This window comes from Amycolatopsis sp. NPDC059027, from assembly GCF_042739735.1.
Lineage (GTDB): Bacteria > Actinomycetota > Actinomycetes > Mycobacteriales > Pseudonocardiaceae > Amycolatopsis.
Map to the genome: position 1 here is coordinate 19,873 of NZ_JBHYIK010000028.1, position 14,993 is coordinate 34,865.

Annotated in this window: 11 protein-coding genes; all 11 read right to left on the reverse strand. The window is 69.2% G+C overall.

The window, feature by feature from the left end; all coding sequences use genetic code 11:
* Positions 1-91 precede the first annotated feature (91 nt).
* Positions 92-745, reverse strand: coding sequence for a hypothetical protein (locus tag ACFWY9_RS20535; RefSeq protein ID WP_378325869.1), 654 nt, complete (start codon positions 743-745; stop codon positions 92-94).
* Between the two features lie 83 nt (positions 746-828).
* Entirely contained in the window at positions 829-1,482 is a 654-nt protein-coding gene (cas6e, locus tag ACFWY9_RS20540) for a type I-E CRISPR-associated protein Cas6/Cse3/CasE (RefSeq protein ID WP_378325868.1), read from the reverse strand.
* Positions 1,473-2,177: a type I-E CRISPR-associated protein Cas5/CasD gene (gene cas5e, locus ACFWY9_RS20545; protein ID WP_378325867.1), complete on the reverse strand. Its 705-nt coding sequence runs from the start codon at positions 2,175-2,177 to the stop codon at positions 1,473-1,475. The genes cas6e and cas5e overlap by 10 nt, the downstream gene beginning before the upstream one ends.
* Positions 2,174-3,295 (reverse strand): type I-E CRISPR-associated protein Cas7/Cse4/CasC, encoded by a 1,122-nt coding sequence (cas7e, locus tag ACFWY9_RS20550; RefSeq protein WP_378325866.1) that lies wholly within the window; start codon positions 3,293-3,295, stop codon positions 2,174-2,176. The genes cas5e and cas7e overlap by 4 nt, the downstream gene beginning before the upstream one ends.
* A gap of 18 nt (positions 3,296-3,313) precedes the next feature.
* Positions 3,314-3,862 (reverse strand): type I-E CRISPR-associated protein Cse2/CasB, encoded by a 549-nt coding sequence (gene casB, locus ACFWY9_RS20555; protein WP_378325865.1) that lies wholly within the window; start codon positions 3,860-3,862, stop codon positions 3,314-3,316.
* Positions 3,859-5,502, reverse strand: a complete 1,644-nt coding sequence (gene casA, locus ACFWY9_RS20560; protein WP_378325864.1) for a type I-E CRISPR-associated protein Cse1/CasA — start codon at positions 5,500-5,502, stop codon at positions 3,859-3,861. Before casA ends, casB begins: the two co-directional genes overlap by 4 nt.
* Positions 5,499-7,868 (reverse strand): CRISPR-associated helicase Cas3', encoded by a 2,370-nt coding sequence (gene cas3 / locus ACFWY9_RS20565; RefSeq protein WP_378325863.1) that lies wholly within the window; start codon positions 7,866-7,868, stop codon positions 5,499-5,501. Before cas3 ends, casA begins: the two co-directional genes overlap by 4 nt.
* 194 nt (positions 7,869-8,062) lie before the next feature.
* Positions 8,063-9,088: a metallophosphoesterase family protein gene (locus ACFWY9_RS20570; RefSeq protein WP_378325862.1), complete on the reverse strand. Its 1,026-nt coding sequence runs from the start codon at positions 9,086-9,088 to the stop codon at positions 8,063-8,065.
* A gap of 364 nt (positions 9,089-9,452) precedes the next feature.
* Positions 9,453-10,514 carry a Dyp-type peroxidase gene (locus ACFWY9_RS20575; RefSeq protein WP_378325861.1) on the reverse strand — a complete coding sequence of 354 codons (1,062 nt, stop codon included), beginning with the start codon at positions 10,512-10,514 and terminating at the stop codon, positions 9,453-9,455.
* On the reverse strand, positions 10,511-14,311 hold the full coding sequence (locus ACFWY9_RS20580; RefSeq protein WP_378325860.1) for a S8 family serine peptidase: 3,801 nt from the start codon (positions 14,309-14,311) through the stop codon (positions 10,511-10,513). The genes ACFWY9_RS20575 and ACFWY9_RS20580 overlap by 4 nt, the downstream gene beginning before the upstream one ends.
* Positions 14,312-14,494: 183 nt before the next feature.
* Positions 14,495-14,980, reverse strand: coding sequence for a hypothetical protein (locus tag ACFWY9_RS20585; protein WP_378325859.1), 486 nt, complete (start codon positions 14,978-14,980; stop codon positions 14,495-14,497).
* Positions 14,981-14,993 lie beyond the last annotated feature (13 nt).

The window sequence follows — 14,993 nt, forward strand, 5'->3', positions numbered from 1 at the left end:
GGACTTCAAGGCCGTGAAGGCCTCCTTCGCAGCGTTGAGCGCTGTGAAGGAGGCCTTCACGGACCACGCCCACCTCCGAGCGCGGCGTCTTTCAGAGGCGGTTCACCACTTCGGTGCCGACGTCGGTGACCGCCTTGACGAGGACGTCGTCCGAGAACGGGGTGTTGCCCAGGAAACCGACGTCCCAGCCCTCGAACTGGACGAGCACGTGCTTGCCGTTCTTGGTGAACTGCAGCTGGCTCTGGCGGATGTTGCTGCTGCCGGAGCCTTTCAGGCCGAGACAGGTCATGTCGCCGATCGGCGGCGGCTGGGCCGGCGTGCCGTCGCACTGGGAGTCGTAGTTGGTGCTGTCGCTGACCTGGAACGTCAGCTGACGGTGGCCGGGACCGTCCTGGCCCTTCGTCTGCACCCAGACGCACGAGGTGTACCCCGTCTGTTGCGAACTCAGGGGCGGATAGGGATTGGTGGTGCGCAGCGCGGCCAGCGTCTGCGGGCTCACTGCCGCGCAGGCCTTGCCGAGCTGGGCGTTCGATGGTGGCTCGCCGCCGTCGGCGTGCACGTTCTGGTAGATGACGAACACCGTGATCCCACCGCCGAGCAGCAGGATCACCGGGAGGGCGATCGCGGTGATCAGCAGCCCGAGGCGCCGTTTCTTCGGTGGCGGGTACCCCGGCCGCGGCGGGTAGCCGTAGGGCGGCTGACCATAGGGCGGCAGCGGCCCGCCAGTCCATTGTGGTGAGTTCATTACCGCGCCTCCTCGTGCCCGCTGCCCGCGATGATCGTGCCGCATCCGCCGCACGCGCGTCCAGGAGACCACAATGGACGATGTCAGCGGGTACGCGGCGGTGCGAGGCTGAGCAGGCCGCAGCCGTACGCCTTGGCCCGGCCGACGCCGTCGGCCAGCGCACGGGTGAACGCGCAGGTGTCGGTGACGACGAGATGGCCGTCGAAGCGGACCGGTTCGACGGTGATCTTCTTCGTCTCCTTCTTGTGCCCGCTGATCGTCGCCAGCGGCGTCGCGGCGACGTCGGGCCCGCCATCCCCGGCCGCGGGAATGACGAACCCGTGGCGTTCCCCCTGCCGGATCAGCCAGGCGAGCTGCTCGGCAGGCAGCCGGAGCGGGATGCGTTTGCGGGTCTCGTGGCCGCATTTCGTGGGATTGGCGACCATCCGGAAGGCGAACCTGCGCCCGGCCGTGACGGCGTCGAGCACGGGACGCAGCGACCGCACCTCGGCCGGTGCCGTGAGATGCCCGGCCGGCAGCTTGGCCCAGTCGGGTTCGGTGTGGCTCTGGACGTACTGCACGAACCCGCCGCGACTGCCGTCCAGCCGCCACAGGACGCCGTGGGCCTGCCGCTTCTCGACCGTCGCGGGCGGATCGGGGTAGACCGACATCAGCGTGCGGTGCATGTCGTGGACATTGGCGTAGTCCCGGCGGAACGTACGCGCGCGGACGTCGACGTTCAGTTTGCTCAGGAACACGGCGGCTCTCCCGTGGTGATCAGGTCGTCGGTCAGGGGTACCTCGCCGATCCGGACCGCGCGGGTGGCGAAGCGGCGGGCGGTCCGGGCGAACGACAGCGGGACGTCGTGCCGCGGCTGGGCCCCGGCCTCGCGCACCCCGCAGTCGACCACCGTCCGCAGGCCCGGCCGCTCCTGGTGGTTCCCGACCGCGGCCCGTCCGGGATGTTCGAGCCAGGGATGCTCCCGCAGTGTCCGTTCGAGGGTGCCGTCGTGGATCCCGCTCAGTACGGGACGGGCGGGCACGAAGGCGCGGCGCCCGAAACACAGCGGCCATCGTGGCGCGCGGACGGCGTCGGCCAGCTGCCCGAGCAGGGTGCCGGGGCCTTCGAGGGCGACGAGGAACAACGCGTCCGCGAGGTAGTACCGCTCGCTCACCACCGTGCGATGTCCGGTGCCGAGCGTGGTGGGGACGTTCTGCGCTGTCTGGTAGTCGCGTTCGAGGAGTCCTTCGCGATCCACGCGGATGCCCAGCCGCAGCGCGGCCAGCTCCGCGATCCCGGCCTCGTCGTCGCGTTCGACGCCCATGGCGGCCGCGAGCAGGCCGACCACACCGGACTTCGTCGGCTCCAGCGCGGTGTCCCGCAGCACGCCGCAGGAGCGCAGCCCCCACGACTGCATGGGCGCGTCGAAACACAGGGCCAGCGTGGCCGTCATCCCGCGGCGCTCAGCACGCGGGAGGTGAATTCGCCCGCGGAGACCGCGAGTTCGGTTTCCCCGGTGTCCGGAATCGTGCCGGTCACCGACGCGGCGACGGCGGCGCGGATGCCGCTGTCACCGTAGAACCCGCGCAGCTGCCGGAAATGCCGGATGAGCCGGGCGGTGGACTCGGCCATGAGGTCGCCGGCGGTCACGGGTGCGAGGAACGCGTTGGCGAGGTTCCAGGCACCCGCGTCACGCACGACACCGAGCAGCGTGTCGGGCATCGTGCGGGCGGCCATCGAATTCTGTTTCCCGCTGGGCACGGCGTGGATGAACGCGCCGAGCCACGCCTTCGCCGAGCGTGCCGTGAGTTCCTCGTCCCCGCCGAGGTTCTCGCGCAACCGGCCGAGGTCGAGATTGGCGTAGCGGTAGTAACAGGCGGAAGTGAAGTCGATGGTGCCGATCATGTCCGCACCGGCCTCCGCGTCCGGTTTCAGGTCGTCGACGGCGGTGTAGAAGTCGAATTCGGTTGCCACGGCGTGAGTCGACAGGGCGTGCGCGACCTGGGAGGCGGCGTCGACGCTGAAATCCTTGTTGTCCGCGATCATCCGGCCGAACAACGCCACGTCGGCGACCCGCGTCGCGTCGAGCATCCGCCGGGCTTCGGCGAGCGCGTTCTTGTCCGGTTTGACCTTCGCCGGTTTCTTCTTGCCGTCCTTGGCCGCCGCCGCGGCCGCCAGCTCGTCCCAGTGCCCGTCGCAGTAATCGGCCAGGTGCTGGACCGCTTCCCTGCCCACGAACAACAGGTATTCGGTGAGCCCCTTGGCCTGGTCGACACCGAAGCCGAGGTGTTCGAGGCCCGCGGTGACCACGGCGGGCGCGGCCTGCTCGTCGCGGCCCCGTTCGGCGAGCAGCCGCACGGCGCGGTCGCGCAACCGCTTCGTGCGCACACCGGTCTCCTGCTCGCCGAGGCCGTGTTCGGTGAACAGGAGCCGGGCGGACCGTTTGAGGCACTGGCTGGAGATCCGGCCGCGGGTGCTGCCGCCGAACGTGGCGGTCTTGGGCTGGCCGACGTCGTCCCGGTTGAGGTTGCTGACCGGAAAGGACTGGAGCAGGTGCAGTTCGATGATCACTGGTTCTCCGGATGGTTCTCAGAGGGTGGCGGCCGGTGCGGGGCTGTGGAAGTCCCGGGCCCACCGCAGCCGGACGCGGTGCGCGGCGGGTTCGCGGTAGTCGTCGCCGAGCAGGATCACGAGATCGTCCAGAAGTGCGCCGTAGTTGACCGGGACGTCGTCGGAGGCCAGCAGCCGGACGAGCTGCCGCAGGTGATGCGGCAGGGCCTCGCGTTCGCGGCCCAGCAGCTGTTCGAACCGGCGGGTCACGGACTCGCCGCGTTTCTCGCGCAATGCCCGCATCGAGGTCCCCAGCGACCGGTCGCCCCGGCGATGCGGCTGGGGATGTGCGGCGAACAAACCGGCCACCAGCAGCCAAGTGTCCTGTTCGGACTCCGGCGGATCGTGGCGGAAGACGAGTTCGTACGCCTCGCTCTGCTGCCGTGGTCCCGCGAGGCTCCGCCGCAGGCGCGCGAGTGTCCGGCGGCAGTCCGACTGGTGCCGGGGAATGCCCGAGCCGGCGCCGTTGTGCAAGGCGTACAACGCTTTGACGAACGTGTCGCGTCGTTGCGCGACCGAGGTGCTCACCGGTTCGGCCCCTTCGTGAGGTATTTGGCGGCGTGGGCGTCGAAGGCCATGGCGATCCTGGCCAGCCGCAGCCGGAAAGCGGCGTGCTCCTTCCCGAGCATGCTGAGGCTGCGGTCTCCCGCCGCGACCCCGGCGGCCCAGTCCTCGGCGGCACGCTCGGCGATGAGCGTGACCGCGCGTTTCCACGTCGCGGCGGCCCGTGCCTCCGGCCGTCCCTCGAGCCGAGCGTCGTTGACCGCGCGCAGGAAAACGGCGAACGGCTGCGGCAAGGCAGGCCAGTAGGCGAGGTCGAGGGTCACGTCGGGCCTGGCACGCAACGACTTGTGGTACTCGCCCTGCAGGGAACGCAGCGCCGCGCCCGCCTCGTCGGCGAGCTGGATCGCGCTGCCGATCAACCCGGCCAGCGCGTCATCGGTCGCCCGCACCAGTGCCACCGGCGCGAGGACCTCTTCTTCGAGATAACCCTCGACGACCGAAGATTTCGCGTCCAGCTGCTGACCGAACACCCGCAGCGTGTACAGCGTGTCCGGCGGGATGTGCTCGTACTCCACGAGTTCGGCGATCTGTTTGAGCGCCCTCGGACGTTGCCGGGTCCGTTCCTCTGCCCAGCTGTCTTCGAGCAGCAACTCGACGCTGTGCCGCCAGATCCCGCGCACCGGATGCAGCCGCAGCGGCAGCATCGGCGCGCCGGGTTTCGGTTTTCCGTCGGCTCCCACCGGCGTCCGGTAGGCCGCCATGAGTTCGACGTCCGGCAACTCGTCGAGAAGGCGTTCGCCGGGCGTCAGCACGGCTTCGGCGACGACGGGGACGCCGTCGACGATCTCCGGCAGCAGCCGGATGCGGCGGGCGGGCCAGGTCAGCAAATCCGTCCAGCCCAACGCGTTCCGGGAACCGGGATGCGGTGAGGGCGGCTCCTGTTCCCACGCGGGCGCGTCCTCGGACGTCGTCAACAGCGGTTTCTCGGCGCTCGGGGCGTACCGCACCGCGTTGAGCAGCAAGGTCTCCTTCAGCGTGGCTCCCTCGACGAGCACGACACCGAGCCCCGAACATGGCGCACGCACCGAGTTCTTTTCCTTCAGGTACGGCGTTTTCATCCCGCCCGGGTCGAAGGCCTGCGCGGTGACGAGCCATCGCGCGGCCTCGGCCGGAGTCAGCTCGACGCGGTCCTCGGCGGTGGTGTGATCGAACAGCGTCACGTTGTTCCCGACGGACCGGTGCGGGATCAGTTTCGCGACGCTGGCCTTCCGCTCCGCAGGCAGCTCCGGACATTGCAGGAACGGCCGCTCGGAGTCGAAGAGGTCGAACTGTTTCGCGTTCGCGTCGAAGTACGCCGTCAGCGGAGTGACGTCGAAGGCGTCTTCTGTCCACAATGTACCCCAGTCCTGCCGCCGCTCCGGCCCGTAAACCCGGTGGAACAGGGCCAGGACGAGCCGGTACAAGGCCGCTGTCATCGGCGGGGTATCTCCGGCGATCCGGCGGATCAGGTGGGCACGCGACAGCACTTCGCGCAGGCTCACCTGTTCCAGCGCGTGGTCGAAACCGACCACCGGGAGCCACGGTTCGGCGCCGACGTCGAAGGAGGGGATCATGACTCCTCCTCGCTCGCGTAGCCGCAGAACGCCGGACAGCTCGTCGGTCATCGGCGGTTCCCCCGGTTCTTCCTCGTCTGAGTCTGCTTCGGACGCTCCGTCAGCTCGGAGAGATCTTCGACCGCGTAGGGCAACGGGAGATACCTTGTCCGCGCGGCCTTTCTGTCTTTCGCGATGACATCGTCGAGGTACTCGCTTTCTTTGTGCCACATCGTTTCCCAGCCCGAAGGGCACTCGACGCGTGCGCCGTAGACAAGGTCGACGATACCGGGAATGTCCACAGGGGACTCGATACGCTGCCGGTTCTTCAGCAGTGCCCAGGTGCGCATGAGCACGATCGGCGCGTAGACCGTTCTCAGGTAGGGCGGAAATTCCGGACCACTGGGAGTATCGGCGACGCCCGTGACGACCAGCACCTGCGGACCGCGCGCGACGTCCCGCGTGTGCCGGTGGACCCGGCCCGCACGCTGGATCATCGCGTCGATCGGGGCCAGATCGCTGACCATACCGTCGAAATCGAGGTCGAGGCTTTGTTCGAGGACCTGCGTACCGACGACGATCGCCCGGCGTGGCCGCTCACCACCCTGCCCGAAACTACGACGCAGCTCTTCTTCGACCGGCTGCCGTTGCCCGGCGGGCAGTGTGCCGTTGATGGCGACCAGCATCGGACGTTCGTCTTCGGGCATCAAGGCGATGCGCTGCCCCAGTGCGTCGTACGTCGCGACGGCCCGCCGGACGAGGTTGTGGATCACCGCGACACAACGGTCGCGCATCGCGTGCCCGAGCAGCCACTCCACGACATCCTCGTCGGCGACGTGTTCGAGGCGGATCACCCGGTCCTCGTTCACCGGGGACACGTCGGCGGCATGCACGACAATCTCCTGGCCGTCGGCGACGAGCACACCCGGGTAAGACGTGCTCGGCGTGTCCGCGATCTCCCGGGGATGGCAGCCACGGAATCCCGCCTGCCACGCGGCGAGCAGGTCGTGGCGTCGCTTCGCGGGCAGGGTCGCCGACAGCAGGACCACCGGTGCTCCCAGGGCGCCGAGCCACATCAGCAAGCGCTCCAGCAGTGTCGACATGTAGACGTCGTAGGCGTGCACCTCGTCGAACACGACGACCTTGTTCGCCAGCGCGGCGAGGCGGACGAACACATGGCCCGACCGGATCGCACCCTTGAGCGCCTGGTCGACGGTCCCGGTGCCGAGCATGGCGAGCAGGTTCCTCTGCCGGGTGAACCACGTCTGTGCCATGACGTCCCGCGGGTCGTCGCGCCCCGCGTCGCCGGGCCGGGCGACCAGGTGGTCGCGGGCACCGGAATGGGCAAGGTGCACCGGCGTCTCGTCGCCGAGCCCCGCCAGCATGCCCTCGATGACCGCGTGCATCTGGTCGCTGGTCGCCTGGGTCGGCATCGCGACGTAGACGCCCGCCATGCCCAGCCGGCGCACCATCGTCGCGGCCGCCTGCAGAGCCGCTTTCGACTTGCCCTCGCCGGTCGGTGCCTCCGCAAGCAGCATGACCGGGCCGGAAATCCCCTCGGTCACCCGCTCGACCACGGTTTGCACCGGGAACGGCGAGCCGGGGAACAGCGTCGCGAACGTCGTCCGCGCGGGTGGCTGCCAGGGCGTCATCCCGAGCCTCGCCACCGCGGCCTCGGCCCGTACCTGGGCGCCCTTGGCATAGGCGGCCAGGTCGAAGTCCCCTTCAGGAGACGGGAAGCCGGCCGCGTCGGAGGCGATCCAGTCGCTCACCGTCGCGAGCGCGGCCAGCCCGGTCAGCGCGTCCAGCGACAGCCGGACCTCGTGCCAGTGCAGCGATCGCGGATCGGGCAAGCCGAGCAACCGGGCCAGTTCGAGGACCATGTCCGTGCGCCGCTCCGCCCACGCCGCCCCACCGTGGGCGTTGCGCTCGCTGCGCGCCTGCGCGACGCCGCTGCTCGCCGGGAAATGCCCATGGTGCCCACCCAGCGCCACCGCGAGGGCGATCGCCGTCTCCCGCGTCGTGCCCCACGAGAGCAGCAGGTCCTTCACCTGCTGGGCGGTCAGCAACCCGTGCGGGGTGTCGACCCGGCCGGACAGGCCGCCGGGCCTGCGCATCAGGGTGAGATCGCCGAGCGCCCACGGCCCCAGCCGGGTGACGGCGAGCGGGAAATTGAGCGACTGAAAAGTCGGCGAATACTTTCCTATGTCGTGAATACCGCACAGTAATGCCACCCATGACCGCGGATCTCGCAGTACCGCACACGATTCCCGCAGCACGCGCCAGCGCCTGCCCGCCAGCAGGACGGGAGCCAGTATTCCCGCCACCGCGGCGGTGTCGAGCAGATGGCAGATCAGCGGATGACATGCGCTCCGACCTGCCGATTTTCCCCACGGCGCACCGAAAACCGGACCGCCGGCACTCCCGTCCCCCCGCACCTCTCCCCCTCCGTGAGGTCGGACACGTTACTCCAACGCTCCGGCCGCCTTTCACCGGCACGACTTTTCCGAAATGATCATCGTGCGCGGCGCGGTAAAGGGGACACTCGATGCCGTGAAGGCCTCCTTCACAGCGTTGAGCGCTGCGAATGAGGCCTTCACGGACCGTCAATCCATAAAGGACGGTCTGAGGGTCACCATGGGCCGCCGATGGAGTTGTGCAGCGGGACGGTGAGCTGCTTGAGCCAGGTGCGGGTGGTGAAGTCGCGCGCCTTGATGACGACCGAGCGAAGCGAGACCTCGATCTGGAGCCCCTGGTTGAACGCGCCGCCGAGCGACACCTCGCCGCCCTTGCCGTCGTCCATCCAGCCGACCTGCACGGCGGCGGTGTTGACCACGGTGAAGCCTTCGAGGTTGCCGGTACCGGGGACCACCCGGCGTACCACCCAGTCGGACAGGTTGAGATCCCAGTGCGTGTGCCCGGAGAACAGGAAGACGTCCGGGTAGCGGCCGAGGATCGAGAGCAGGCGGTCGGGCTGCAGGTAGTCCGACAGGTAGAGCTTGTTGTGGGTACCGGAAACCGTGTTCGGCAGCGGGTGGTGGGTCAGCACCATCACCGGTTTGCGCCGGTTCGACCAGTAGCGCAGGCGCTGTTCCAGCCAGGTGAACTGCTGGTCGCTGATCCAGACCTCGTCCCAGAGCTTCGGGTCGTGGTACTTCGCGTAGCGCTCGGTGCCGAGGCACAGCACCGGGATGCCGCCGAACGACGACTCGCTGTAGATCGTGTTGCGCCCGGCGAAACGGAAGAAACTGCGGAACAGCGAATCCTCGGTCGTGCCGTTGGGCCAGGTCTCCTGGGCGAGCGTGTCCGGGTCCCGCCACTTCGGCACGTAGAACTCGTGGTTGCCGATCGCCCAAGCGACCTCGCGCGGGTGCCGGTGCTTGTCGAGCGTCTCGCGGACCTGGGCGTACTCGAAGTCGTAGCCGCGCGGGGTGATGTCCCCCGCGATGCCGAGGCCCGCACTGCCCGGGTTGATCGCGTCCAGATCGTCGAGCGCGCGGCCGAAGTCGGCGAGGTCGCCCTGGATGTCGCTGAGGATGTTGAACCGCACGACCGGTCCGGACGGTCCCCATCCCGGCTGCGCCTCCGCCTGACCGGGAACCAGCACGGTCCCCGCCGCGGCGGCACCGGCGGCCGCCATGAACGCTCTGCGATCCATCTTCCGAACTCCTCACGTCTGAACGTCGTTCGCGAACGTAAGCGAGTGATCCCGAGCAGATGTGGACTACGGCTGTCGCACACATGTACGGGAACCGAACATCCTTTCGTGGGTTCCCGATGTGCCGAGGGGGTCATTCGGTGCGTTCGATGCACCGAGGGACGCCCTTGTCGCGCTGGTGTCCACAATGGATATCGTCCCCGCCCAGGCGGGGCTGTTCCTCAGTGCGCCGGATCGTCGGAGTTCGTCGTGCCGTCTTCCTTGCACGTGTAGGGGGCGTCAAGTCCGTGAATGCCACATTGACGGGCTCTGAGTCCCTCAATGTGGCATTCACGGAACGCGGTCCCCTCGCGGGCGAGGTCTGTCAGCGTCCGGAAAGCATTGTGGCGCCGAGGAAGTCGTCGCCCGTCGCACCCGGCAGAACGAAGTAGTAACCACCACCGAACGGCAGCAGGTACTTCTCCAGCGCCTCACCGGCCAGCCGCCGCTGGATGGTGGCGAAGCCCAGCTCCACGTCCCGCTGGAAACACACGAAGATCTGCCCGCTGTCCTCCGGGGTACGCCGATAGGAGTGACTACGGCGCAGGATCTGCCGCGCGTCGCTGCCCGGCGTCCGAGGGTTCGCGCGGCGGATGTGGGCGTCGAGAGCGATCACCCGGCCCCCAGGATCGTTGGTGTAGTCGGGTTTCTCGTACAGCCTGGCCTGCCCGAGCGGCGCCCCGGTGTCCTTGCTCCTGCCGAACACCCGTTCCTGGGTCGCGACCGGCTCCGCGTCCCAGATCGGCATGGCGAGCCGGATGAGGCGGACGACCTGATAGCTCCCGCCCGCGCACCACGCGGGTTCGTCGTCGCCGGGTTGGACCCAGATGTGCTGGTCCATCAGCCCGGCGTCCGCCGTGTCGGGGTTTCCGGCGCCTTCCCGGAAGCCGAACAGGTTGCGCGCTTCACCGCCGGGGTGGAAGCCGGGCAGGCGCCAGCGCGGGGTGACGCCCGGGATTTCCCGCGCCAGCGCCGTTCTGATCGGCTCCTCGGTGTCCGCGCTCACCTGGACGAGCAGATCTCCGTGGCACCACTGGGAATCCAGGACGTCGTTGCGGAAGGACGGCATGGGGGTCAGCCGTCGCGGACGGTCGAGGCCGAACCGTCCGTCGAACAGCGAGGCCCCTACCGCGACGGTCGCCGTCGCCCCGGGCGCCGGCGCGCTCAGGGCCCGCAGTACCGCCGCGAGTCCGTCCCTGTCCCGAGCCGTCACGTCGAAGGCCACCAGTTCCGTCCTGGCCAACGCCGGGTCCACCACCCCCGGTTGATGCGGCAAGGCGCGGGATGGCGACGGGGCGGGGACGTACGGGCCCGCGCATCCGGCGAGGCCCGCCACGCCCACGGCGGCCAGGAACGACCGCCTGCCCCAGGTTTTCCGTCCTGTCACGGTGACCGGACCAGACCGACCGCAAGCGACCCCGTCCCCGCGACGGACGGATCGATGAGCACCACGTAGGTGCCCGCCGTCGGCAACGCCGGGAGGTCGTACGGGTTCAGGTCGGGCTTGTAGGCCCTGTCGACCAGAGTGGTCCCGTCCGGTTTGAGGACGGTGAGGGAGAAGATCTTGTCCGCGAACGTGCTGCCGCTGAACGTCAGCCTGAGCTTGTCACCGGCCGCGCCGGTGAAGGAAACCTTCCCCTCCTGCCCCGCGCGGGGCACCGACACCGCGACCGCGGCACCGCCCACCGTGACGGTCCCCGCGTCCGCGGGAGCGGACAGGGTCAGCGTGACCGTTCCGGTGGCGCTGTTGGTCGGGCTCACCAGGATCTCATAGGCGCCGGTCACCGGAAGCACCTCGAACACGTACCGGTCGGCACCGGTGGTGTGGGACCCGTAGCTCAGCGTCGTCCCGTCCGGTTGGTAGACGCGGATGAAGTGGTTGCCGAAGCCCGTCGTCGCGTCGGTGACACCGAGGCTCAGCCGCTGACCGGCCGTACCGTCGAACTTCAGGCGGGTGTGCTGCCCGACGCGGCCGGCCGTGATCGGCTTGGCCGCGCCGCCCACGGCGATGGGGCCGGCCGCGACCTCCTCGGACAACGTGGCCTTGAGGGTCCCGGTGTTCGCACTGCCGCTGTTCACGGCCAGTTCGTGACCGCCGGTCTGCTTGAGTGCCGGGAAGATCGCGCCACTGCCGTACTTCTCCACGTTCAGCGCGCCCCCGTCCGGCCCGGTGGCCACCGTGTTGGGGGAGCCGAACTGCCACGACAGGTCGGTGAACGCCAAGCCGAGCCGTTGCCCCGCCGTGCCGTCGAACCTCAGCCGCGCGTGCTGCCCAGGCCTGCTCAGTGTCAGCGTCTTGGCAGGTCCGGAGGTGGTGATGTCACCGGCGTCCGCCTCGGTCGACAGCCACAGCTTCCCGCCGCCGGTGCTTCCACCGAAGTAGTCGCCGACGACCACCCGGTACCTGCCGGGCGCCGCGGTGCGGAACCGGACGGGCGAGCCGGAATAGAGGACCAGCGGGTTCCCGGCCCTGGTCCCGTTCTGGTCGAACACGTGCACGGTCAGGTACTGGGTGCTCGGCTGATCGGTGACACCGAGGTCGTACCAGGTGTTCTGCGCGCCGTCGAAGGAAAGGTCCACGGACTGGCCCGATCTGGTCAGGCTGTACGGGAATCCCTGCGCCGCCGGGTCGGTCGTCCCGGTGAGGCTCTTCGAGAGCTGCACGGTGACCGCACCGGTTCCGGCGGCGTCCGGATCGACGAACACCTGATACGACCCGGTCGTCGTCAGTGCCGGTATCGGGATGTAGCGGCTGGTCGCCGGGCTCGTGTACGACGGGCCGTTGTTGTTCTCCACCGTGAACGAGCGGCCTGCCGGGTCGACGACCCACACCTTCGCGAAGGTCGTGACGGCGTTCGACGGGATGCCGAGGCCGAGCTTGTCGCCCGCCGTGCCGTCGAACCGCAGCCGGAGCGCCTTGTCGACCGGGATGGTCTGGGTGACGGCCGCACCGTCGGCGACCAGGGTGCCGCCGTCGAGGAGATCCGTCGCCGCGGCCACGGTGAACGTGTAGGTGGTGGGCGCGGACGGGGCGCCGCCGTCGATGGCGCGGACCGTCAGCGTCCGGCGGCCGGCCGCGCTCGGCGTGACGGGTACGGAAACCTCGCCGGTGCCCGCGACCTCGGCCGGCTGCGCGTCGGTGTCGAGCTGGTACGAGTACTTCTTGACCGCCTGCGCACTGCCCGGTTTGAAGGTGAAGCCGCCGGTCAATCCCGCGCCACCGCTGGGACGTCCGTCCGCGGGATAGTCGTAGGAGGACACCACCGGGGCCGCGGGCGGTGGCACGTCGGCGACCACGAAGTCGTACGGCACCGGAGCGGAAGGCTCGCCGACGGCGTTGAACGCGCGCACTGTCAGCGTCCGGCGGCCCGCCGCGTCCGGGGTGATGGTCACCGACGCCTCGCCGTTCGTCGCGGTTACTTCCTTCGGCTGTGCTTCGCCGTCCAGCTGGTACGAGTACTTCGCGACCGGCACCGAGCTGCCCGGTTTGAAGACGAACGTGCCGCCGACGCCGACACCGCCGTGCGGCTGGTTGTCGGCGGGATACACCGCCGACGACACCACGGGCAACGCGACCGCGGGTTCGGCCAGCACCAGGTTCCAGCCGACCAACGCACCCTCGTCGAAGCCGAAGTTGTCCCGTACCACCAGTTTCCAGACCCCATTTGCGTCCTTTGTGGACATATCGGTGAGCGAGTAGGTCTGGTCGAGGTTGGGGGTGGCGTCGGCGCCGTCGGCTTCCTTCAGCACGCGCTCCGAGCCGTCGGGCGCGACGAGGCGGACCGAGAGGTCACCGCGTGCCGGATGTTCGGCGCGCACCCGCACCGTCGCCGTCGACGCCACTTTTCGGGGGCACGCGGTCAGTTCGATCGTGCTCGTGACGCTGCCGAGATCGGGAATGGACCGCCGGGAGTCGTTCGTGCCCGAACAGACCATTTGCGGCGGCACTCCGGTGTAGAGCATCTTGTTCGGTGAGCCGGTTTTCAGTGTGTCCTGCTTCAGCACGCCGACCGTGGCCCGGCCGAGCAGCGCGTTCGTCACCTCGGCCGGTGCCAGGTTCGGCGACTGCGACAGCAGCAGCGCGGCAGCGCCCGCCACGTGCGGGGACGCCATCGACGTGCCGCGGAGGATCACCGTCGCGGTGTCGGTGGCGTTGTGCGCCGACTTGATGGCTTCCCCGGGGGCGAACAAGTCGAGGCAGGGGCCGTAGTTCGACGCGCTGACGATCGAACTGCCCGGATCCTTCCAGTCCCGCGCCCGCTCGTCGACCGGGTTGCTCGCGCCGACGGTGATCGCCTCCGGCAGGGCGGCGGGGCTGGCGTTGCAGGCGTCCCGGTCGTCGTTCCCGGCGGACACCACGTAGGTGAGGCCGGAGGCGATGGAGTTCTTGACCGCGAGTTCCTGGGCCGCGGACTTCCCGCCGCCCAGGCTCATGTTGACCACCGCGGGCCGCTGTGCGTGCTGGGTGATCCAGTCGACGCCCGCGATGATCTGGCTGACGGCACCGACGTTCTCACAGCTCAGCACACGTACGGAGACGAGCTTGACCTTCTTCGCCACGCCGTAGGTCGCACCGCCCACGGTGCCCGCGACATGCGTGCCGTGCCCGAAAGTGCTGCAGTCCTGGCCGTTCCAGCCGTCGCCGATGGCGTCGAAGCCGACGCTGGCGCGTCCCTCGAACTCGGCGTGGGACGTCCGGACCCCGGTGTCCATGATGTACGCGGTCACTCCGGCGCCCGCGCCATCCGGGTAGGTGTACGTGTCGTCCAGCACGGTGCTTCGCTGGTCGACCCGGTCGAGGTTCCACGGCGGGGTGGTCTGCGTGCCGGTGCTACGCACGACCGCGTCAGCCTCCACCCGGTCCACGCGCGGGTCGGCGGCCAGGCGCTTCGCCTGCTCCTCCGACGCCGAAAGCGTGAACCCGGTCAGCGCCGCCTGGTAGGTGCGCTCGACCTTGCCGCCGTACTTGCCCGCGAGCGAACTCGCGCTCGCGGCGGCCGCGAGCCCGGGCCGTGCCTTGAGCGAGACGATGTAGCGGCCCTCGATCACCTTGGCGTCCGCCGGTTTGTGCACCTGGCCTTCCGCGGCCTGTGCCGTCCCGGCGGAGCACACGGGAACTCCCGCCGCGACGGCCAGCACCGCCCCCGCGACGAGCCACCGACGCGTTCTTGCCCACGCACGCATATTCACGCCCCCAGCTACGCGGACGCCTGTCCGCACCGACCGTGCATCACTCCGTGGTGAGGCGAATCCTCACCCGTTGCGCTTCCTCAGGGTTGTCCAGCCAGATCCGCACGCGATGTCGACCGGGCCGATGTCCCCGTGCTCGACGGTGACGAGGAACATCGACACCGAATTGGTCCACTGCTATTCATCCCGGATCCGGATGAACCCGTGCGCCTTTTCGTCCGTGAGCCACTCCTCGGATTCATGGAACTCCACCAGTTCACGCAATGCGGCGCGGACTTCCGGAGTAGCGCCACGCACCGCATCGGTGAAGGCACGTACCGCGTCCGGTCCCGCGTGCGCGAGGATGAGCAGAACGTTGCCGTTGTTGTCCTTCGGCAGGGCGAGCAGGTCGCCGGCGGCCTGCGCCATTCCCTCCCCCAGGTCCTTGTGCGGGAACCGGGAAAGGGCCGCGTGCGCGGCCTGGTAGGCCCCGTAGTCGTCCTCGGCTTTCAGCGAGGCGACGATTGCCGCGACTCCTTCCGGCCCCTCCGCGCCGGTCACGGCGTCGGCGAGCTCGACGTACCGGTTCCAGCGGCGCTCGGCCTCTTCCGGAGGCGCCGAATCGTCGTCGTCCTGGATGAGGTCGCCGCACGCCACGATTTCCGCTTTCCACTCTGAAGACACACCGAGTCCCATT